We start from the raw sequence: 19,944 nt of genomic DNA, 5'->3' as shown, positions 1-19,944 counted from the left end.
AGCATTCTCCAGTCCAAATGGAACCAGGCTGAATTCAAATCGGCTATTATCGGGACCCAAACCCGCTTAGCATCGTTTTTAGGGTCCTTAGCACAATAACGATGTCAAGCCATGGCGAGAAGTTCTTGATGTAGTAGAAATCATAATGCAGCTTCTCGATCTCGTCGTCGTCGTCCGACACATATCCCTGATTCACCTGAGCCCACCCGGAAATTCCTGGACGAACGATATTTCGGTAGCGATAGAACGGCAGCGCCATCGAATAATGAGAAGACAACACTGTCGCTTCGGGGCGGGGCCCAATCCAGCTCATTTCCGAGCGAACGATATTTATCAACTGCGGCAGTTCGTCAATTCGGCTCCTGCGAAGGAAGCGGCCGAGGCGGGTAATCCTGCTATCGCCCGGCTTCGTCACTGCAAGACTGCGAACGTTCTCCGCCTCAGGCGCGCTGACGGTCATCGTTCGGAACTTATAAACTGTAAATGATTTCCCGCCGTAGCCTAGGCGTTCCTGGCGAAATATGGCGGGCCCAGGAGATTCCAGCCTGATCATCAGCGCAACCAATAACAAGAACGGCGCCAGCACAATCAGGGCCAACAGGGCGCAAACCCAGTCGATCACCTGCTTGATCTTGATATAGGCCTGATTGGGATTAAGCGAACCCAGCGTGTTTTCGGACAAATGCTCAATTTCAACGCGACCAGTCAGAGATTCACTGATCTGCTTGACGTGATAGACTGGAACGCCTGCGAGAGCCTGGTCAGCTATGTAGCGCTCCCAATCATCGGATAGCTCGGCACGAAGGTCGGCCACGACGCCACTCACGCGGTCAATGACCGTCTCGGGTGAGCGGAGCCAATGCCAGTTCACGCCACCAATCTCTTCAAGACGACTGACGGCCCCGCCTGGAATCACGGCGAGACTGTACGGGTCCAGGCGCCGGCTCAGGATGCTCAAACTGAAATACCAGAAGATCGACAGCGTCAAACTGCCGGCTGCCTGGAAAGCGCTATAGTCAATACGGAACAGGAAAATTACCAGATACACAAGTCCGTAGGACATGGCAAAGGTTGGCATGATATAGCCGGCAGCCGCGACGCCAGGCAGATTGATTATTCGACGAAAGAAAAAGAAACCTACGGTATGCGCGACGATGCCTGCGAAAATCGTAATCTGAATGTTTGAATAGTACAATATATCGGCATTTAACAGCATTCTAACTAGCGCAGGAGTTAGAATTGCAAAAGCCAATCCACCAAGAAGCTGAAACCTGATCCGATGCAGCAGGTGCCGCTGGCTTTGCGGCTTTATAATGGGAGCATTCAATTCCGAGCACTCACCGGCAGATCGGTAAAGAAGTCGACCATTCTCAATGTTCGGGGCTCGATAACTCTTCGATCCGACAATAAGGATTTCAAATCAAAATTCATCGACCGGTCAACTGATATACCGATGGAGCCGGTGCAGCAGCCCTCGGCTGCCCATCCTGTTTTCGCGCCGGGGAAGTTGCCGATCCGCTTGTAAAGCATGTAACCCGATGTATGAGCGACCAATGGCGCAAAAATGGTTGCCTGCATGTTCGATGACCAGATTACGCGGGGATCGACCGACATCCTGATGAGAGCCGGCAGTAGAATGGCGAATGTCAATCCGCCAAGCAGCTGAAAGCGCATCCGAAGCAGAAGATGCCTCTGCCTGGCCAGGTTGATAGTGGTGGTGTTCAAATTGCCACTCGCAAGCCGGGTCCCGCGAAAACCTGACGTTCACTTAACAAGATGCCGCTCTCGGCCAACGCTCGAATAGGCTATGCCTTCCTTCACGACATCCTCACCTCGGTAAACGTTTCGAAGGTCAACCATCACTGGCATCGCCATCAGTGCACGGAGCCGCTTGAGATCCAATGACCGAAAGGCATTCCACTCGGTGACGATCACTATCGCATGGGAGCCGTCGGCTACCGCGTAGGCGCTGTCCCCGAATTCAATGCCCTCGATCAACTTGCGCGCCTGCTCCATGCCGACCGGATCATACGCCTTGATCGAAGCGCCCGCATCCTTCAGCGCCTGAATGATGGCCAATGAGGGGGCGTCGCGCATATCGTCGGTGTTTGGCTTGAACGTAAGGCCGAGGACACCAATGGTCTTGCCGCGAACCGAGCCGCCGCAGGCATCGACCACTTTGCGCGCCATCGCCCGTTTACGCTGGTCGTTTATCGAGACCGTCGTTTCAATAAGCCGGATGGGACTTGCCGCGTCCTGCGCTGTCTTGACCAGCGCCAGCGTATCTTTCGGGAAACAGGAGCCGCCGTAGCCCGGCCCGGCGTGAAGAAACTTTGCGCCGATGCGATTGTCCATGCCGATGCCCCGCGCGACGTCCTGCACATCGGCTCCCAACCGCTCGCAGAGATCGGCAATTTCGTTGATGAAGGTGATCTTCATCGCCAGAAATGCATTCCCTGCATATTTGGTAAGCTCCGCCGTACGTCGGCTCGTATAGAAAATCGGCGCGGCATTCAGCGAGAGCGGACGGTAGACCTCGCCCATCACTGCCTTGGCCCCTGTGGCGTCGGTCCCGACAATGATGCGATCAGGTCGCTTGAAATCGTCGATCGCCGATCCCTCGCGAAGAAATTCCGGATTGGAGACCACCGCAAAATCGGCCGTTGGATTCTGCTCGCGGATAATTCGCTCGACCTCGTCACCAGTACCAACAGGCACCGTCGATTTCGTCACAACGACCGTAAATCCCGTCAACGCCCGGCCTACTTCGGCCGCCGCGTCATAAACAAAGGATAGATCGGCAAAACCGTCGCCACGTCGCGACGGCGTGCCCACGGCGATGAAGACGACATCCGATTGAGAAACCGCGTCCGCCAGATTGTCGTCGAAACGCAAGCGACCTTGCAAAGTGTTGGTCGTGACGAGCTCTTCGAGCCCTGGCTCATAGATTGGTATCTTGCCGCCTTTGAGCATGGCAAGCTTTTCTGGATCGCGATCGATGCAGCAGACCTGATGGCCAAAGTCGGCGAAACAGGCGCCCGAGACAAGCCCAACATAGCCGGCACCAATCATTGTTATTCGCATGCCACGTACTCCCAATCGGCGCGGATGAGGCGATCTCGCAGAGACGCAAGTCTTACCAACCGACGGCTACCGCACTCCAGGGTGAAATCCCGAGAGCGGATACCACAACAACTTACATCACGGCGCCGCCTTGATGGTGGCGCTATGCGATTGCGACGAGTTCCCTTGAATCCATGTCAACAGGGATCTCGCCATTCATGATGGCAACCAAAACCCGGGCCCTTCCGGCTGGATCGAGCCGGTCAAGGCGACCGATCATCTCCGCGAAAGGACCTGAAAGAATCCGAACCGATGCGCCCGCAGCGAGGCCTCCGCGGAAATCAAGCAGGCCGTCCCTGCCGGTCAGGGCTATGAACCGCTCCACCAGCCCCGAGGGGACCGGCAATGGCCGCTCGCCCTGCATGACGAGGGAGCGCACACCGAACGTTCCATTGACCGAGCGCCACCGCTGCAGCGCGACATCGAGGGCGATGAACATGTAACCTGGAAAATAGGCTGCCGGTCGCGTCTCGATGCGGCGGGCATGACGAATGGTCTTCTCGCAGCGAGGCGTAAACGGGTGAAACCCCTGTAACCGGAGATGCCGTTCGGCGACGTCTTCTTTTCCCGGAAAAACGCTGGCGGCATACCAGCGTGCTGCGGCGCCGACCGCGGGCCGCTGCAACGATATAGTCGCCTTAACAGTTGTTTTTTCCGGACTACTCACGCGTCCCCCTCTGGGCGGTTCTCGGCATGGTTGATGGCATGGGTTACGACAGCGTGAAGACACCAGCAAGCAACCATGTCGCGAGAATCGATGCGGTTGGTCGAATCCTGTTAATTGTCCACTACTTTAGCTGCGCCTAAAAGGCATCGCGCCGCTTTCTTTTTCAGCTATCCAGCAGCGGTATCGAGCAATTGTGTCGATATGTAGCTGCTTGGTAACGCTGACTCGCGACGACCGCTGGCTCTTCTGGTCCTTAATCGGTCGATTTGAACATTGTGTGACGGTTATCGTTAGCAAAGTGTTAACCGACCGCTTGGCGCGGTGGCCTGCTTCGACGAGAACTCGCGGCAGGCCGTCGCGGAAACGGGACCATTCCACGATCTGTGGTTGCGTGGACTCGATCGGTGCCGCGCCCGATCTACCGACCGCAGTTCAGGGGCGTTTGAGCAGCGACCAGACGGCTGGCACAAGGCTCGCCGCCAGGGCGACCTTGATCAGATCGCCGACGATGAACGGCACGACGCCGAACTGCCATGACTTTTCCGGGCCGATAAGCAGCGCCAGCCAGGCAAAGCCCATCGACATCATAACGATTTCGGCAACCAGCATCGCATTGAAGAGTTTGACCGGATGGCGATCCCAGCCGCGATCGGCGGCCCAGCCGACAATCGCCGCCATGACGACGAAGCCGGCAAGATAGCCGCCGGTCGAGCCGAGCATGTAAGCGATGCCGATACCCTTTTCCGGCGTGCCCTGGAAGACCGGCAAGCCGATGGCGCCCTCCGCCATGTAGAGAAGCAGCGTGGCGACGCCGAGGCGCATGCCGAATGCAGCTGATATCAGGAACACGGCCAAGGTCTGCATCGAGATGTCGACCGGTCCGAGCAAAACCCTGGTCTTGGCCGACAAGGTCAGCAGCAGCGTACCAACGATCGCCAGCAAAAGCTGCGTCGCCAGGCGGGCTGCGCCCTTTTCAGGCAGAGCGAGAGAAACAAGCGGCATCGTTGCAATTGCCATGGTCTTCCTCATTGCGACTGCCGCAGATCGCGGCCTTGCGTTTTCCTATATTGGCTTCCGTGCTATGCGGCAATCGGTTTTGCCGACATCGGTTTTGCCGCCTCTGGAACAGGGCTGAACTGCCATGGCGCTGAAATTCGACACAGACTTCGACCCGGCCTACGGCCAGGGCGTGACCGTTGCGCCCGACGTGGTTCGGATCACCGCGAAAAATCCCAGCCCGTTCACATTCTACGGCACCAACAGCTACATCGTCGGGCGCGAGACGCTGGCGGTGATCGATCCGGGGCCGGATGACGACGCGCATCTCAAGACACTGCTCGGGGTGATCGCAGACAGGCCGGTCAGCCACATTTTCGTCAGCCACACGCATCGCGACCATTCTCCGCTGGCAGCGCGGCTGAAGCAGCACACCGGTGCAATTGTCCTGGCCGAGGGTCGGCATCGGCCGGCGAGGCCGCTACGCACGGGCGAAATCAATCCGCTCGACGCCAGCGCCGACACCGCCTTCAATCCGGATATCGCGCTTCCCGACGATATGATGGTCGACGGCGACGGCTGGGCGATCAGAACAGTGCTGACGCCGGGCCATACCGCCAATCATGCAGCCTTTGCGCTGGAAGGAACCGGTATCCTGTTCTCGGCCGACCATGTCATGGCCTGGGCGACCTCCATCGTTGCGCCGCCGGACGGCGCCATGGCCGACTATATGGCCTCGCTGGATCGGCTGATCGAGCGCGACGACCGCCTGCTGCTGCCCGGCCATGGCGGGCCGGTGACAGCGCCGCGCAGCTTCATGCGCGAGTTGAAGACGCATCGCAGGATGCGCGAGCAAGCGATCCTGGAGCGGGTCACAAGCGGCGACCGGACGATCAAGGAGGTGGTCGCGGCGATCTACCGGGATACCGAACCTCGCCTGCACGGCGCGGCCGGGCTGTCGGTGCTTGCCCATCTCGAGGACCTGGTGGCGCGCGGCCTGGTGAGCACCGACGGCGACCCGGCGATCGACGGGATTTTCAGCCTGCCTGGCTAAGCTCCCGCCAGAACGCGCGCTAGGCTCCTGAAAGCTCAGAACCGGCGGGAACGCTCTTCCGGTTGAGGCGACTTCAGACCCTGGCAAGAGCATTGCGGATTGGCCGGCAGTCGCGCGGCGGTCTCCAGCGCGACCCGCGAGGCTGTCATGGAGAGATTGGGCAGCACGTCCTCCTGCAGCAATTTCTGGCGGTTGCGGTCCATATAGTCGTTAAAACCCGCCGTGACGAACGCACAGGGCACGAAGCAGGCGCCGATCTCGCGCGCCAGGGTCGCCTCAGGGGCGATGGAATGGTTGAGCACATCCGCCCCCATGCCGCGATACGCCAAGGCTTCGGCTGGGGTTGTCAGCCGCGGCCCATAACAATGGGCAGCCACCAGCTGCTGTTCGATGCCATGAACGCGGCATTCGGCTGGCCAATGGCGGCGGGCCGTCTCGACCAGAACCGCCGCACATCTTGGACATACGATCTGCTTGCCCGAACAGTCAAAACTCTGGCGATCCGGAAGCAGTGAAAACGGGGTCTGCGTCAGTTCGATGATATCGGCGTTCACCACCAAGTCGCCGGGCTGGATCGCCTTGTTGACGGCGCCAACGGTCGAGCAGGCGAGGACCTGCCGCACGCCCGCTTGCATCAACACCCAGAACGCGCGGCGATGGCAGGAATGGTCGATATGGTCGCGGGGATTGCCGTGCGAATACATGCACAACGCCCGCTTTGCTCTGCCTTCGGCTGAAATCGAGGCATCGAACTCGAGCAACTTCCAGTTGTCGCTACGACCGAAAGGCGTTTCAAAACTCATGTCGCGCCGCAGCGTGCGCACGCCGTCGAATCCGACATCTTCCGGGAAGGCAAGCCCCCAGTTTGCCGACCCGGTGATGATGGCCAAGCCAACCTGAGGTATGTCAGTCGATTGATCCGCCGGAGCACCGGCTGCGTGATGATTTTTGGGCATGCTTCCCGTCTCGGTCAGGATTTTGGCTCGGTCAGGATTTTTGGCGCAGGGCCACGATCACGACGACGACCACAACAATAGCGGTCCACAATGTCGAGATCGCCGCAATGGTCGGATCGATCTGATCGCGCAGCGACAGGAACATGAGCTTCGGCATCGTGCTGTTGCGACCACTTGCGACGAAGATCGAAATCACAGACTCGTCGAGCGACGTCAGGAAGGCCATCAATGTCGCCGACAACAGACTGATCCGAAGTTGCGGAACGATTATGCCGCCAATAGCCCTGGCCCAGTCCGCGCCGAGGCTGCGCGCCGCCTGAACCTGGTTCCAGTCGAAGCGAGCCAGGGCAGGCAACAACACGATGCACGCCACCGGAACGGCCAGCACCACATGTCCGACCAGCACACCGAAAAGCGTTCCGACCAGACGTTGTGCCGCCAGCACAAAAAACAGGCCGATCGCCAGCAGGATCCCCGGGGTGACCGAGGGGGTGAGCAGGACGCTCTGGATGGTCGCAGCGGTCTTCCCGCCCAGCCGATTCATCGAGATGCAGGCGAGCAGCGCCAAAGGCACCGCGATCAGCGCCGTCAATGTCCCAAGGATCAGGCTCGTCCTGAGTGCTGCCATCCACGTCGCCGAGCCGAAGAAGTTCTCGTACCAGCGCAATGAGTAGGCGTGCGGCGGAAACTCGAGGAGGCTAGACGCCGAAAACGAAAGCGGCACCACCACGAGCGTCGGCAACATCAGAAATGCCATGACAAGGGCAGCAAAGCTCCAGAGGACAATGCGGGCGAGCCGGTTTTGCGGATAGGCTTCAAGCATGGGAGGCTGCCACTGCGTTCTGGGCCAGCAGGCGGCGTGCCGCCAGCAGCATCACACCGATCAGCGCCATGAGAACGAGGAGCAGAATGCCCAGGACGCTCGCCGACCCCCAATCCTGAAAGGTCGATAGCGCACGCTCGATCCGGGTCGAGAGAGGATTTACCTTGCCGCCGCCCAGCACCGCCGGCGTGATGAAAAAACCGATGGAATAGATGAGCACGATGACCGAACCCGAAAAAATGCCGCCGGCCGACAGCGGCATGATGACGGTGCGGATGACCTGCCCGAGTGTGGCTCCCATGCTCGCTGAAGCGCGAACGAGGTTTGGGTCGATATCGCGCATCGCGGCATAAACCGGCAGCAGAAACAGCGGCAGCATGTAGTGAACCATGCCGATCAGCGTTCCGGTAAAATTATAGACCAGCGGCAAAGGCTCCGCCGTCAGGCCCGAACCAGTCAACGCCGCGTTGATCAGGCCATCGCGCCGCAAGAGCACGAGCCAGCCATAGGTGCGCACCAGGATGGCGGTCCACAATGGCAGCATGACGAAGGCCATCAGCACGTTGGCCACCCTTGGCCTGGCGCTGGCCAAAGCGAGTGCCAGCGGGGTGCCCAGAAGAATGCAGATCGCCAGCGTGCCGAGGGACAGTTCAAGGGTGGTGACGAGCGCCGACCATGTCAGTCCGCTCGAAAGCACTTTCGCGTAATTGCCAAAAGTGTACTCACCGCCTGTGGTCAGGAAAGATTGCCGGATGATCCAAAGGATGGGCAAAATCGCCGCTAGTCCGACGATGAACAGCGCCGGCAGCGAAAGCGAAAGGAAGAAACGCCGCTCGCGTCGCGCATCCGCCAGGAGCGCTGGATCCACAGTGACGGTCACGCCAGCGCTCCCGGTATCGCGTGAACCTTCGCTGCCGGTGCATATGCGGTCATCCGCTGACCGGCGGCAAGCTCGGCGCAGCCGCCGGCCAGCGCTGCCGGAATGCAGACAAGGACCTCCTGGCCACCGTCGAGCGCCAGTGTCAAAAGCCAGTTCTCGCCGCGGAACGCCTTGGCGCGCAGTATGCCTTCGAGAGCCACTGAGTCTGCCCCGACGAGCTTCGCATCAAGATGGAAGCTTTCGGCGCGGATCATCAGAGTTTCGCCTGACGCTTCGGCGCCGTCGATCCTGCGCACCGAGCCCGGCGCCACAATGTTGGCCTCGCCCATGAACTCGGCGACGAAGCGGGTCGATGGACGATCATAGATCCGCTGCGGCGTATCGATCTGCTGGATGCGGCCGGAGTTCATCACCGCAATCCGGTCAGACATGATCAGCGCCTCGCGCTGATCGTGGGTCACGTAGATTGTGGTGATGCCGAGATCGTCGTGCAGCCGCCGGATCTCGTACTGCATGGTTTCGCGCAGGTTCTTGTCGAGCGCCGACAGCGGCTCGTCCATCAGCATGACGCGCGGTTCGAAGACGATCGCCCGCGCCAATGCCACCCGTTGGCGCTGGCCGCCGGACAGTGCGGCGATATTGCGCTCCGCCAGGCCATCCAGCTTGACGCGGGCCAGGGTGGCAAGCGCCCGCTGACGCGCCTCCGCTCTCGGCGTCTTGCGCAGCGCCAGCGGATACGCGACATTCGCCAGGACGTTCATATGGGGAAACAAGGCGTAATTCTGGAATACGATGCCGATGTCGCGTTTGTTGGGTGCCAGGCGAGTAATGTCGCGATCGCCCAACAAGAGTTTTCCGGAATCCGTCCGGACAAAACCGGCCAGAGCCATGAGCAGCGTGGTTTTGCCCGATCCCGATGGCCCCAGCAGCGTGAGGAACTCGCCAGCTTGAATGTCGAGCGAGACATCATCCAGCGCGACGTAGGACCCGTAAGCCTTGCTGACGCTGTCGATGGTGATCGGGAGCGACTTCATCATCTGCTCCAGCCTTATCAACCGAGACTCAGCGGGCCATCATCTCATCGAAGGCTTGTTGGGCAGCCTCGCCGTTCTTGACCCACCATTCTGAATTCGAAAACACCGAGGTGCCGGCATTCTCAGGCGCGGTCGCAAGCGTCTTCAGACGGTCCTCGGGAATCAGGCCACCCTCATAGGCCGCAGGATTGACCGGGCCATAGGCGATGAAATCGGTCAGCTTGGCAACACGCGCGGGCTGCGTCATCGCTGCGATGAGCTTCATCGCGGCTTCCTTGTTCGGCGCTCCCTTCGGCACCCCAAGGCAGTCCGTGCCGATGACCGAACCCTTGAACGTGTAGTCAGCCGCGCCGCCATCTTTCTTCACGGTTTCTGCCCGTCCGTTCCAGGTAACCACCAGATCCGCCTCACCGTCTTTCAGCAGCTGCGCCGACTGGGCTCCCGAGGTCCACCACACGGCGACATCCGGTTTGATCGCTTCGAGCCGCTTGATGGCGCGCTCCAGCCCTTCCGGCGTGCTGAGCACGGCATAGACGTCGGCCGGCGCCACACCATCGGAGAGAAGCGCGATCTCGATCGAGTCCTGTGCATTGGCACGCAACGCGCGGCGGCCCGGGAATTTGGCAACGTCCCAGAACTCGGCCCAGGTCTTCGGCGGGTTCTCGCCATAGGTCTTGGTGTTCCACGACATGACGGTGCCGTAGGAATCGAACGGATAGCAGTAGTCGGATTTTGCGCCCTTCGGCACGGATTTGGGATCGATGATCTTGTAGTCGAGTGGCTCGAGCAGCGACTGAGCGGCCGCCTGCGCGCCTTCCGGCGAGCCGAGGTGGATAATGTCGGTCGCAATTGCCCCCGAGGTGACCTGCATCTTCAAGGCGGCCAGGCCGTCGCTCAGGGTCTCCTCGCGGACCTCATAGCCAAGCTCTTTTGCAGCAGGACCCCACATGGCCTCTTTCATGGCGTTGCCATAATCGCCGCCTGCGGTCGTGATGGTGAGTGTTTGCGCATGGACGGGCAAGGCAGCCGAGATGGCGAATGCTGTTAAGGAAATGCGCAGCCAGGACATAGGTTCTCCTCCCAAACGTTCATCAAATATTGCCTGAAACGGCCATTTTTGTATAATCGTAACGTTACGATTGCATCTGAATGCGCAGGAGTCAAGCTGCTTCGTACGAGCGTTTGGATTGACCGGGATGTCGAATCCGGTAACCTTATGGCGGTCAGCAAGTCAGCCGGGCGAACAATGGCCAATCTAAAGCAGATCGCGGCGGAACTTTCCCTCTCGGTGACCACGGTGTCGCGCGCTCTGAAGGATGGGCCGGAAGTGCAGCCCTCGACCATAGCCCGCGTCAAGGAGGCGGCCAAGCGGGTCGGCTATCTGCCAAACCATCAGGGTCGTGCGCTCAAGACCGGTCGAACGCTGACGCTGACGGCAGTCCTCCCGATGGAAACCCGAGACCATCTGTCCGATCTGTTGAAGCTGCCTTTGATCGAAGGCATGACGCTGGCGGCGCGAAAAGCCGGTTATAGTCTGTCCATCTATTCCACCACTCCCGACGACGATCCGGTCGAGAGTGTGCAGCGGCAGCTTCAGGCGCGCAGCACAGACGGACTGATCATCACGCGCCTGGTGTCTGGCGATCCGCGCGTCAAGCTGCTGCTGGATCAGCGCATGCCATTCGTCGCGTTTGGACGGACCGACCTGGACACCGCGTATCCTTATGTCGATGTCGACAATGAACAGATCGCCTACGAGGCGACCCGACGGCTCATGGACAAGGGCTGTCGACGCATTGCACTGCAACTTCTGGTTGCGCAAGATCAGGCAAGTGCCATGCGTCTTTCCGGCTATGCAAGGGCAATGGCCGAGGCCGGCATTCCGATCGACCAATCGCTGATCGGTCATGGCATGTTCACCATGGAATCGAGCGCAGCCTGGTTCGATCGCTTGCTGGCTTGCTCAGATCCGCCGACAGGCTTGGCATGCGCCAACGAACTGGGCCTTCTAGGGGCGCTGCACGCTCTTGGCAAAAGAGGTCTTGTGCCGGGGAGAGACGTCCACATCGTAACGCGTGACAGCACGCGGCTGGCACGCTTCCTGCCGGCGAAGATCGGAGTGCATTCCGTCGATATGGCGGCTGTCGGCCGCAAGCTTGTCGAAGTCCTGGAGAACCGGATCATCAATCAGCTTGGGCCGGTGGAGACAATCCTGCTCAAGGGTGAATTTGACCCTGGCGACTAGCCTGGACCTCACTCGGCAGGGGCCGTGCCGACCTGGCCGGCGACTTCCTGATCCAGCTCGGCCAGGAAATCGACGATGCGGGCCGCATTGTCGCCAAGGTCGTAGCGGCCGTAACGCGAGGCCGAACGCATGTCGACGGTGACAGCATCGCCATCGTCGCTCACCCGGATGGCGACGTCGGCGGGAAGGCTGAGGATGAAGCTCCTGGCCAGGGCGTTGATCGTCACCTCGCTTTGCCCGATCGCACGCGGAAACGGCGCCGCAAGCTGCCAGTCGCGACGACCGAGCACGGTTGCAACCGCTTCCAGGACCCGATCGAAAGGCAGGTTGTAGCTGCGTCCGGTGACAAGCGGATAGGTCTCGGTCTGCAGGCGCCGCTCACCCGGGCTCGGCGGCGAAAGCGCGTTCATATCCCCGGTTCGGGTGCCGGTGTCGAGCACCGGCGGATCGTCGAAATCCGTCGAGATGTCCCTGAGCGGCGGAGAAGTCGCTGCCCAGTAAGCGGCAATGCCAAAAGGAACAAGCACCAGCAGGGCCAGCACCGCGCCGACGCTGAGATCGCGACCGCCACGGTCGCCGAAATTCCAAATTCTCGAAAAGGCTAGGCCGGCGAACAACAGCGCAAAGGCGGCAAGCAGCGCGACAATGCCGAGCACCCAAAGGAAAGCCGGCGTTTCGACAAGGCCATAGCGGTGGCCGACGAGGACGGTCAGCAGCAGGACCGCCGAAAAAGCCCCTGCCCGCCGCGACCAGCCGGCCGCCCTCGACGTCCGTCGCTCGGGATTTTTCATTATTTTCAGCACTGCTTCACCCCGAACCGGCGCTTAGGCCGTTTAGGGGCGGCTTGAAGGCGAAAGACGTCATGTCAGTCAGTCCGTCGGCAGGCGATAGTCGCTGAATTGCTGGCGCAAAGTTGTCTTCTGGATCTTGCCGGTAGCGGTGTGGGGAATTTCGCCGACGAAGGCGACGTCATCCGGCATCCACCACTTCGCCACCTTGCCGTCCATGAAAGCCAGGATATCGTTTTTGGTCGGCTCGCGGCCCGGCTTGCGGACCACGACAAGCAACGGCCGTTCGCCCCATTTCGAATGCTGGATGCCGATGGCGGCCGCCTCTGCCACGTCAGGATGACCGATCGCGAGATTCTCGAGCTCGATGGTCGAGATCCATTCGCCGCCCGACTTGATGACGTCCTTGGCGCGATCGGTGATCTGCATGTAGCCGCCCGGGTCGATATGGGCGACGTCACCGGTATCGAACCAGCCTTCTTCATCGAACTGTTCGGAGCCGATGCCGCCATAATAGGCGCGCGCGACGGCCGGCCCGCGGACCTTCAGGCGCCCGAATGTCTTACCGTCCCAAGGCAGTTCCTTGTCGTCGTCGTCGGTGACCTTCATCTCGACGCCGAAAGGCGGAAAACCCTGCTTGCCCTGGACGTCGAGCCGGGCTTCGCCCTCAAGCCCGGCATAATCCGGCTTCATGGTGCACAGCGTGCCGAGCGGCGACATTTCGGTCATGCCCCATGCATGGATGACCTCGACATCGTAATTGCCCTGGAACTTTGCCGTGATCGCACGCGGGCAGGATGAGCCGCCGATAACGACCTTGTTCAGATAGGGAAGTTTCTTGCCGGTCTCCTCCAGGTACTGCAGCAGCATCAGCCACACGGTCGGCACGGCGGCGCTGAACGTCACCTTTTCGGTGTCGAGCAATTCATAGATCGAGGCGCCGTCCATCTTGCAGCCAGGCATCACCAGCTTGGCGCCGATCATCGGGCCGCTCTGGCCAAGGCCCCAGGCGTTGGCGTGGAACATCGGCACAACCGGCAGTATGGTGTCGCGCGAGGAGAGGCCCATCGCATCGGGCATCGCTGCAATCATGGCGTGCAGCACGTTCGAGCGATGGCTGTAGAGGACGCCTTTCGGATCGCCTGTCGTGCCCGAGGTGTAGCACATGCCGGCGGCGGTGTTTTCATCGAACGTCTTCCAGCTGAAGGCGCCGTCGGCTTCGTCAAGCCATTCCTCATAGGCGACAGCATTCGGTAGCGTCGTCTGCGGCATGTGCGCCTTGTCGGTCAGCACGATCACCTTTCTGAGCGATTTGACCGCGCCGGCGATCTTTTCAAGCAGCGGCACGAATGTCAGATCGACGAAGATCGCCTTGTCCTCGGCATTGTTCATGATCCAGGCGATCTGCTCGGGAAACAGGCGCGGATTGAGCGTGTGATAGATCGCGCCGACACCCATGATGCCGTACCAGGCTTCGAGGTGGCGCGCCGTATTCCAGGCCAATGTGGCGATCCGGTCGCCAAACCCAAATCCGTCACGCTCGAGCCGCTCGGCGACCCGCAGGGCGCGGCGCTGGATTTCGGCGTAAGTGGTGCGGACGATCGGGCCCTCGATCGAGCGCGACACGATCTCACGTTCGCTGTGCTGCCTGGCTGCATGGTCGATGAGCTTGTGGCAAAGCAGCGGCCATTCCTGCATCAGTCCGAGCATTCTTCTCCTCCCATTCGTTTTCGTTCCCATTGGTTTTCGTTCCATTGTGGGACGAACAAGCGGATTGTCCAGCCATGACCGGGCAGACGCAGCGCATTGTTCGAAAACGCAGGGAACCCGGCCTCAATCCGGCCGCCACAATCCGGCCATTGTCGACGTTAACTTTGATTAATGGTAGGGGTGTGATTGGCGAATGAAAGAGGTTCGCATGGACGCGCAGCTCGACGACAAAGCTCTCGAAAATTCGCTTGCCGAAAGCCTGGCCGATTTGGTGCCGGACGCCAAAACCGTTTCCGAGGACGAATTCGTCGAAGTCGTCGGCGGCGCCCTTGAGGCGGTCGGCGGCACGCTGCTGTTCAAGATGTGCGTTCAGAACGAAGGCGAAAGCCAGCATGTCGCCGCGGCTTGCGTCGGCGATGGCGGCAACCGCCAGTTCCTGCTTCTTACCTTGCCGACCGGCGGTGGTGCGCTCAAGGTCGAAACCGCGTCGCGAAGCACCAATCCGGTCGCCGGCATCGCCGCTGCCTATGCCGGGCTGATGGACGCCTTTCAGGCTGCCGCCTGATCGGTCGTTTGCAAGGCCGGTTTGACGAGAGATCCGGCAACGCCAAAGGCGATGGTTTTTTGAGCCCCGCATTCGATGGCGGCCTTGCATAGCGCGTGCGTCCGACACACCTTAGGTCGATGCAAGGAGAACCCCTCATGGACCAGATCGCCAATCCGTCACCCGGCTTTCAGCGCAACCCGGATAAGGTGATTACGATCGAGCCCTATATCGGAACTGTGACCGTACGCGCCGGCAACGCGGTCATTGCCTCGTCCACGAGGGCCAAGCTGTTGAGCGAATCCCCCTACCCCGCGGTCCTCTACATTCCGTTCGAAGACATCGATTTCGACCAGCTTCGCAAGACGGCATCGTCGACTCATTGCCCATACAAGGGCGATGCGAGCTATTGGAGCGTGCTGCCTGCCGCGGAAGCAGGCAAGGATGCGATGTGGGCCTATGAGCAGCCTTTCGACGAGATGATCGAAATCCGCGATCACGGCGCGTTCTATCCCAACAAGGTGACGATCGAAGCCAAACCAGCCTGAGCAGGGCCAGCCTGAGCAAGGACGACTCGTGACCTGTCCTGCCGATCGTTCGGTGGCAGGGCCATGGCCTACGTCGGCCGCTTACCCGCGACCGTTCTTAGCAGCCTGCACCGCCGCCTGCGCGGCAGCCAGCCTGGCGATCGGCACGCGGTAGGGCGAGCACGACACGTAGTCGAGGCCGACCTCTTCGCAGAAATGGATCGACGCCGGATCGCCGCCATGCTCGCCGCAAATGCCGAGCTTGATCTCCGGCCGAGTCGCCCTGCCCTTTTCGGCCGCCATCCGCACCAGTTCGCCGACGCCCTCGATGTCGAGCGACACGAACGGATCCTGCTCGATGATGCCCTTCTGGCGATAGGTCTCAAGGAACGAGGCCGCATCGTCGCGTGAGATGCCGAAGGTGGTCTGGGTCAGATCGTTGGTGCCGAACGAGAAGAATTCGGCCGCCTCGGCGATGATTTGGGCGCGGATCGCGGCGCGCGGCAGTTCGATCATCGTGCCGGTAAGATAGGTGATCTTGACGCCGGTTTCCTCCATCACGCTCGTGGCGACGGCATCGATCCGCGCCTTGACGTAGTCGAGTTCCTTCACCAGACCGACCAGCGGCACCATGATTTCCGGGACCACCAGCGCGCCGGCCTTCCTGCCGGCTTCGACCGCCGCCTCGAAAATGGCGCGCGCCTGCATCTCGGCGATTTCGGGATAGGAAACCGCAAGCCGGCAGCCGCGATGGCCAAGCATCGGGTTGAACTCGTGCAGGGCCACGGTGCGCTGCCTGAGCTTGTCGGGCGACAAATTCATGGCGGCGGCGACTTCGGCCACCTCTTCCTCGGTCTTGGGCAGGAATTCGTGCAGCGGCGGATCGAGCAACCGGATCGTCACCGGCAGGCCGGCCATGATCTCGAACAATTCGAGGAAATCCGAGCGCTGCATGGGCAAGAGTTTTTCGAGTGCCGTTCGCCGGCCCTTTTCCGTGTCGGCCAGGATCATCTCGCGCATGGCAACGATGCGGTCGCCCTCGAAGAACATGTGCTCGGTGCGGCAAAGCCCGATGCCTTCGGCGCCGAAGGAACGCGCCATGCGCGCGTCGAGCGGCGTTTCGGCGTTGGTGCGCACCTTCATGCGGCGCACGGCATCGGCCCATTCCATGATGGCGGCGAAATCGCCCGACAGCTCCGGCTGCAGCATCGGCACGGCGCCTTTCAGCACCTGTCCGTTACCGCCGTCGATGGTGATGATGTCGCCCTTGCGGAACGTCGATCCCATCGCCATCAGGGTGCCGGCCCTGTAGTCGACGCGCAGCGAACCGGCGCCCGACACACAAGGCTTGCCCATGCCGCGCGCCACCACCGCAGCATGGCTGGTCATGCCGCCACGCGTGGTCAGAATGCCTTCCGCCGCATGCATGCCGTGGATGTCCTCGGGACTGGTCTCGATACGCACCAGGATCGCCTTGCGGCCTTGCGTCTTGAGCTCCTCGGCATCGTTGGAGGAAAAGACGATCTCTCCGGTGGCTGCGCCCGGAGATGCGGGCAGACCGATGCCGATGACATCGCGTGCCGCCTTCGGATCGATGGTCGGATGCAGCAACTGGTCGAGTGAGGCCGGATCGATGCGGGCGACGGCCTCCTCCTTTGAAATGAGCTTGTCACGCGCCATCTCGACGGCGATTTTGAGCGCCGCCTTGGCGGTGCGCTTGCCGGACCTCGTCTGCAGCATCCAAAGTTTGCCGCGCTCGATGGTGAATTCGAGATCCTGCATGTCGCGGTAGTGCTTTTCCAGACGCTCGGAGATGGTGACGAAAGACTGGAAGGCGTCCGGCATCAGCTTCTGCAGCGACGGCTTGTCGGAGCCGGCGGCAATGCGCGCCGCCTCGGTGATGTTTTGCGGCGTGCGAATGCCGGCGACGACATCCTCGCCCTGCGCATTGACCAGGAACTCGCCATAGAGCATCTTTTCGCCGGTCGACGGATTGCGGGTGAAGGCGACGCCGGTGGCCGAGGTCTCGCCCATATTGCCGAAGACCATGGCCTGGACGTTGACCGCGGTGCCCCAGCTTTCGGGAATGTCGTGCAGGCGCCGATAGGTGATGGCGCGGTTGTTCATCCAGCTCGAAAACACGGCGCCGATCGCACCCCAGAGCTGCTCGTTCGGATCCTGCGGAAACGGCTTGCCGAGTTCCTCCTCGACCCTGGCCTTGTAGAGCGCGATCACGCCCTGCCATTCGATTGCGCTCAGTTCGGTATCGAGCTCATGGCCAAGCCCGCCCTTCTGGTCTTCGAGGATTTCCTCGAACACCTCATGGTCGAGGCCCATGACGACATCGGAATACATCTGGATGAAACGCCGGTAGCTGTCATAGGCAAAGCGGGCGTCGCCTGAATCGGCGGCCAGCGCCTCGACCGTCTCGTCGTTCAGGCCGAGATTGAGCACGGTGTCCATCATCCCGGGCATCGAAGCGCGGGCACCGGAACGAACCGACACCAAAAGCAGTTTTGAGGGATCGCCGAAACGGCGCCCGGTCAGCCGGCCGATATGATCCAGCGCGACCGCGACATCCGCCTCCAGCGAGGCCGGGTAGGTGCGGCCGTTGGCGTAATAGGCGTTGCAGACCTCGGTGGTGATGGTGAACCCCGGCGGCACCGGCAGGCCCAGGCTGCACATTTCGGCCAGATTGGCGCCCTTGCCACCCAGCAGATTCCTGTCGCCGGCACGGCCTTCCGCAGCGCCGTCGCCAAAGGTGTAGACCCATTTGGTCATGCTTGCTCTCCGGTTGCAGGAGATTGAAAAGATTGACGAAGCCGAAGTTCCGCCGTGTCCCTACACGAGCGATATGATGCTGCAGTGCGAAAGGCAAGGCTCGGCAAAGCCAGCCGGCTTTCTACAATCGATTAAGCAAAAGCTGTGGCAAAAAGACTTGCGGCTCGGCGGCCAGCGTATAAAACAAAACAGGAACAACTGACAACGCCATGTGACTGACCGAAAAGCTCGATTTTCTGGAGATGCCGGCCAAGCGGTGGAACGATGGACAGGCTCAAGCGACAGCAGACATGATATGCGAACGCTGCGAGAACCGCTGGATCAGTTCCGCGCCTTGCCATTCTCGCCATTGAGCTTTGCGTCGGCTCGTCCTATAAGGCCGCGCGCAGTGGGCATATTCCCCGCTGTTGGGGCGTAGCCAAGTGGTAAGGCATCGGTTTTTGGTACCGACAATCCCAGGTTCGAATCCTGGCGCCCCAGCCAGGTCGGGCATTGGAGGCCCCTTCGAAGCTGACATTGCAAACGCGGGCGCCTTTACGACCGGGGCAGTCGGGTTTCTTTCTGAGTTCGAAGAGCAAGCGATGACGGGTATCTGCCTACGCGGCTGGCTGCCGGTGCGGACTCGGGGTGGAGGCCTTCCATGGCGATAGCCGCGGCGGACAATTACCGCGCGTTCATCCCGCAAACCCGCCTTCTTCGAGAAACCTTTGTTCCTCTTCAGTCATCGCGCGGCCGAGAATCGGATTGCGATGGGGGAAGCGCCTGAAGCGTCGCACGATGTCGCGGTGCCGCTCGGCATGGGAAAGGTTGGGCTGCCCGAGGTGCCTGTTGAGCGCCACTGATCGTTCCTGATCAGTCAAATCTTCCGAGTGTCCAAACGGAAGATAGAAGAAGAGTCGTAGCTTTTCCTCCACGCTGCGGTCGTGGCCAGCAGCGATGGCGGCAGCTGCCATTTCGCGTGCCAATGCGTCGGTCTGATACATGCGCGGCGTGCCGCGAAAGGCGTTGCGCGGAAACTGATCGAGCAGAAGCAGCAGGGCCAAGGCACCGTATGGTGTGCTGAGCCAGCCCGCAAGTTCGCCGCGCACCGCAGCCTCATGCCAGGAAAGAAAGCGCTCACGGAAGCTCCTGTCGAAATCCGGATTCTTGGCGAACCAGAGATCGGGACCGGCGTCCTGCCAGAAAATAACGACGGCAGCAGCTTCCATAGGCGACGCAAGCGCTCGCTTAAGGCTTTCGTTAAAGGCAGCGGTCGCGGCTGCGTCCTCGGACCCCTCGGCAGCCGATCCTGAAAGTGTGCCGACATCTGACAATCCATGGCCCGTGAGCGATGCCATCTGCAAAAAGGCTTCCATCGAATTGAGTCCACGGAGTTGGGCAGCCCATTCAAACGTCCACGACATCCTAAGCTCCAATTATTGGGTGAGGAACTCGCTTCGTCGCTGCTCAGCTTGTTCAGCAAGTAGCGTGTCGAATTCGCCGAGTGTCGAGCGCAAGTCGTGAACCTCCGACGGGTCCAGCAACCTTGCAATCAGGCGGTCGATTTTCGGCGTCAGGATGATGAGGTACCGGCTCGGCTCGACGGCCCGGTAGGTGTGTGCCAGACCTGCGGGCACGAAGACCGTCGTTCCCGGAGTGGCGTCGATTTCCCGATCCAGGAATTTGAAGCGGAGCCGCCCCTCCAGCACATGCCATGCCTCGTCATCCGACTCGTGAACATGCATCCAGGAGGGGCCGGACATCGTCCACTCCCGAATCACGAGAGATGTTCCGGCAGCGGAGATCGGAGGCGCACCGGGCTCTGCGATGATCGGGT

Annotated in this window: 20 protein-coding genes and 1 tRNA gene; 6 read left to right on the top strand and 15 right to left on the bottom strand. The window is 60.8% G+C overall.

Features of this window, described 5'->3' with window-relative positions; genetic code table 11:
* Positions 1-46: 46 nt before the first annotated feature.
* From JG739_RS09660 to JG739_RS09640, 5 genes are all read right to left on the bottom strand, one after another.
* Positions 47-1,327: a sugar transferase gene (locus JG739_RS09660; RefSeq protein WP_244749777.1), complete on the bottom strand. Its 1,281-nt coding sequence runs from the start codon at positions 1,325-1,327 to the stop codon at positions 47-49.
* Entirely contained in the window at positions 1,324-1,725 is a 402-nt protein-coding gene (locus JG739_RS09655; RefSeq protein ID WP_202366260.1) for a hypothetical protein, read from the bottom strand. The genes JG739_RS09660 and JG739_RS09655 overlap by 4 nt, the downstream gene beginning before the upstream one ends.
* Positions 1,726-1,764: 39 nt before the next feature.
* A complete protein-coding gene (locus JG739_RS09650; RefSeq protein WP_202366259.1) occupies positions 1,765-3,084 on the bottom strand; it encodes a UDP-glucose dehydrogenase family protein in 1,320 nt (439 codons plus the stop codon).
* 142 nt (positions 3,085-3,226) lie between these two features.
* Positions 3,227-3,748, bottom strand: a complete 522-nt coding sequence (nusG, locus tag JG739_RS09645; RefSeq protein WP_202366258.1) for a transcription termination/antitermination protein NusG — start codon at positions 3,746-3,748, stop codon at positions 3,227-3,229.
* A gap of 474 nt (positions 3,749-4,222) precedes the next feature.
* On the bottom strand, positions 4,223-4,807 hold the full coding sequence (locus JG739_RS09640) for a biotin transporter BioY (RefSeq protein WP_202366257.1): 585 nt from the start codon (positions 4,805-4,807) through the stop codon (positions 4,223-4,225).
* A gap of 124 nt (positions 4,808-4,931) precedes the next feature.
* Here JG739_RS09640 and JG739_RS09635 point away from each other — a divergent pair, with 124 nt between their 5' ends.
* The gene (locus JG739_RS09635; protein WP_202366256.1) at positions 4,932-5,840 is read left to right on the top strand and encodes an MBL fold metallo-hydrolase; all 909 of its coding nucleotides are present in this window, start codon (positions 4,932-4,934) and stop codon (positions 5,838-5,840) included.
* Positions 5,841-5,875: 35 nt separating this feature from the next.
* On the opposite strand, the gene JG739_RS09630 is transcribed toward JG739_RS09635, so the two are convergent.
* Genes JG739_RS09630 through JG739_RS09610 form a run of 5 tightly spaced genes read right to left on the bottom strand, consistent with a single transcriptional unit; the run spans position 5,876 to position 10,602 of the window.
* Positions 5,876-6,796 (bottom strand): phosphorylase family protein, encoded by a 921-nt coding sequence (locus JG739_RS09630; RefSeq protein ID WP_202366255.1) that lies wholly within the window; start codon positions 6,794-6,796, stop codon positions 5,876-5,878.
* Positions 6,797-6,827: 31 nt separating this feature from the next.
* Entirely contained in the window at positions 6,828-7,619 is a 792-nt protein-coding gene (locus JG739_RS09625) for an ABC transporter permease (protein ID WP_202366254.1), read from the bottom strand.
* On the bottom strand, positions 7,612-8,499 hold the full coding sequence (locus JG739_RS09620; protein ID WP_202366253.1) for an ABC transporter permease: 888 nt from the start codon (positions 8,497-8,499) through the stop codon (positions 7,612-7,614). Before JG739_RS09620 ends, JG739_RS09625 begins: the two co-directional genes overlap by 8 nt.
* A complete protein-coding gene (locus JG739_RS09615) occupies positions 8,496-9,533 on the bottom strand; it encodes an ABC transporter ATP-binding protein (protein ID WP_202367395.1) in 1,038 nt (345 codons plus the stop codon). The genes JG739_RS09620 and JG739_RS09615 overlap by 4 nt, the downstream gene beginning before the upstream one ends.
* Before the next feature lie 28 nt (positions 9,534-9,561).
* Entirely contained in the window at positions 9,562-10,602 is a 1,041-nt protein-coding gene (locus JG739_RS09610; protein WP_202366252.1) for an ABC transporter substrate-binding protein, read from the bottom strand.
* Between the two features lie 177 nt (positions 10,603-10,779).
* Here JG739_RS09610 and JG739_RS09605 point away from each other — a divergent pair, with 177 nt between their 5' ends.
* Positions 10,780-11,778 (top strand): LacI family DNA-binding transcriptional regulator, encoded by a 999-nt coding sequence (locus tag JG739_RS09605; RefSeq protein ID WP_202366251.1) that lies wholly within the window; start codon positions 10,780-10,782, stop codon positions 11,776-11,778.
* A gap of 8 nt (positions 11,779-11,786) precedes the next feature.
* Here the strand turns inward: JG739_RS09605 and JG739_RS09600 are convergent, their stop codons facing one another.
* Positions 11,787-12,569, bottom strand: coding sequence for a DUF1499 domain-containing protein (locus JG739_RS09600; protein WP_202366250.1), 783 nt, complete (start codon positions 12,567-12,569; stop codon positions 11,787-11,789).
* 78 nt (positions 12,570-12,647) lie between these two features.
* Positions 12,648-14,276, bottom strand: coding sequence for a fatty-acid--CoA ligase (locus JG739_RS09595; RefSeq protein WP_202366249.1), 1,629 nt, complete (start codon positions 14,274-14,276; stop codon positions 12,648-12,650).
* A gap of 208 nt (positions 14,277-14,484) precedes the next feature.
* On the opposite strand from JG739_RS09595, the gene JG739_RS09590 reads away from it, so the two are divergent.
* Positions 14,485-14,841 (top strand): hypothetical protein, encoded by a 357-nt coding sequence (locus tag JG739_RS09590; RefSeq protein WP_202367394.1) that lies wholly within the window; start codon positions 14,485-14,487, stop codon positions 14,839-14,841.
* A gap of 137 nt (positions 14,842-14,978) precedes the next feature.
* Complete coding sequence (locus JG739_RS09585; protein WP_202366248.1) at positions 14,979-15,368, top strand: DUF427 domain-containing protein; 390 nt, start codon at positions 14,979-14,981, stop codon at positions 15,366-15,368.
* Between the two features lie 81 nt (positions 15,369-15,449).
* Here the strand turns inward: JG739_RS09585 and ppdK are convergent, their stop codons facing one another.
* Positions 15,450-18,128 carry a pyruvate, phosphate dikinase gene (gene ppdK, locus JG739_RS09580; protein ID WP_202366247.1) on the bottom strand — a complete coding sequence of 893 codons (2,679 nt, stop codon included), beginning with the start codon at positions 18,126-18,128 and terminating at the stop codon, positions 15,450-15,452.
* Here ppdK and JG739_RS09575 point away from each other — a divergent pair.
* On the top strand, positions 18,121-18,330 hold the full coding sequence (locus JG739_RS09575; protein ID WP_202366246.1) for a hypothetical protein: 210 nt from the start codon (positions 18,121-18,123) through the stop codon (positions 18,328-18,330). The two genes, ppdK and JG739_RS09575, sit on opposite strands and share 8 nt — an antisense overlap.
* A 206-nt stretch (positions 18,331-18,536) precedes the next feature.
* A tRNA-Gln gene (locus tag JG739_RS09570) sits at positions 18,537-18,611 on the top strand.
* Between the two features lie 191 nt (positions 18,612-18,802).
* On the opposite strand, the gene JG739_RS09565 is transcribed toward JG739_RS09570, so the two are convergent.
* Positions 18,803-19,483 carry a DUF924 family protein gene (locus JG739_RS09565; RefSeq protein WP_244749775.1) on the bottom strand — a complete coding sequence of 227 codons (681 nt, stop codon included), beginning with the start codon at positions 19,481-19,483 and terminating at the stop codon, positions 18,803-18,805.
* Positions 19,484-19,543: 60 nt separating this feature from the next.
* Positions 19,544-19,870, bottom strand: coding sequence for a cupin domain-containing protein (locus JG739_RS09560; protein WP_202366245.1), 327 nt, complete (start codon positions 19,868-19,870; stop codon positions 19,544-19,546).
* Positions 19,871-19,944: the final 74 nt, after the last annotated feature.

Source organism: Mesorhizobium sp. L-2-11, from assembly GCF_016756595.1.
Taxonomy (GTDB): domain Bacteria; phylum Pseudomonadota; class Alphaproteobacteria; order Rhizobiales; family Rhizobiaceae; genus Mesorhizobium.
This window is presented reverse-complemented; position numbering and strand designations above follow the sequence as displayed.

Excerpts from the sequence above, each read along its gene's own strand:
- JG739_RS09650 (WP_202366259.1), bottom strand. The coding sequence starts at position 3,084 with ATGCGAATAACAATGATTGGTGCCGGCTATGTTGGGCTTGTCTCGGGC.
- JG739_RS09640 (WP_202366257.1), bottom strand. The coding sequence starts at position 4,807 with ATGGCAATTGCAACGATGCCGCTTGTTTCTCTCGCTCTGCCTGAAAAG.
- JG739_RS09635 (WP_202366256.1), top strand. The coding sequence starts at position 4,932 with ATGGCGCTGAAATTCGACACAGACTTCGACCCGGCCTACGGCCAGGGC.
- JG739_RS09630 (WP_202366255.1), bottom strand. The coding sequence starts at position 6,796 with ATGCCCAAAAATCATCACGCAGCCGGTGCTCCGGCGGATCAATCGACT.
- JG739_RS09625 (WP_202366254.1), bottom strand. The coding sequence starts at position 7,619 with ATGCTTGAAGCCTATCCGCAAAACCGGCTCGCCCGCATTGTCCTCTGG.
- JG739_RS09615 (WP_202367395.1), bottom strand. The coding sequence starts at position 9,533 with ATGAAGTCGCTCCCGATCACCATCGACAGCGTCAGCAAGGCTTACGGG.
- JG739_RS09610 (WP_202366252.1), bottom strand. The coding sequence starts at position 10,602 with ATGTCCTGGCTGCGCATTTCCTTAACAGCATTCGCCATCTCGGCTGCC.
- JG739_RS09605 (WP_202366251.1), top strand. The coding sequence starts at position 10,780 with ATGGCCAATCTAAAGCAGATCGCGGCGGAACTTTCCCTCTCGGTGACC.
- JG739_RS09600 (WP_202366250.1), bottom strand. The coding sequence starts at position 12,569 with ATGAAAAATCCCGAGCGACGGACGTCGAGGGCGGCCGGCTGGTCGCGG.
- JG739_RS09595 (WP_202366249.1), bottom strand. The coding sequence starts at position 14,276 with ATGCTCGGACTGATGCAGGAATGGCCGCTGCTTTGCCACAAGCTCATC.
- JG739_RS09590 (WP_202367394.1), top strand. The coding sequence starts at position 14,485 with ATGGACGCGCAGCTCGACGACAAAGCTCTCGAAAATTCGCTTGCCGAA.
- JG739_RS09585 (WP_202366248.1), top strand. The coding sequence starts at position 14,979 with ATGGACCAGATCGCCAATCCGTCACCCGGCTTTCAGCGCAACCCGGAT.
- ppdK (WP_202366247.1), bottom strand. The coding sequence starts at position 18,128 with ATGACCAAATGGGTCTACACCTTTGGCGACGGCGCTGCGGAAGGCCGT.
- JG739_RS09565 (WP_244749775.1), bottom strand. The coding sequence starts at position 19,483 with ATGGAAGCCTTTTTGCAGATGGCATCGCTCACGGGCCATGGATTGTCA.
- JG739_RS09560 (WP_202366245.1), bottom strand. The coding sequence starts at position 19,870 with ATGTCCGGCCCCTCCTGGATGCATGTTCACGAGTCGGATGACGAGGCA.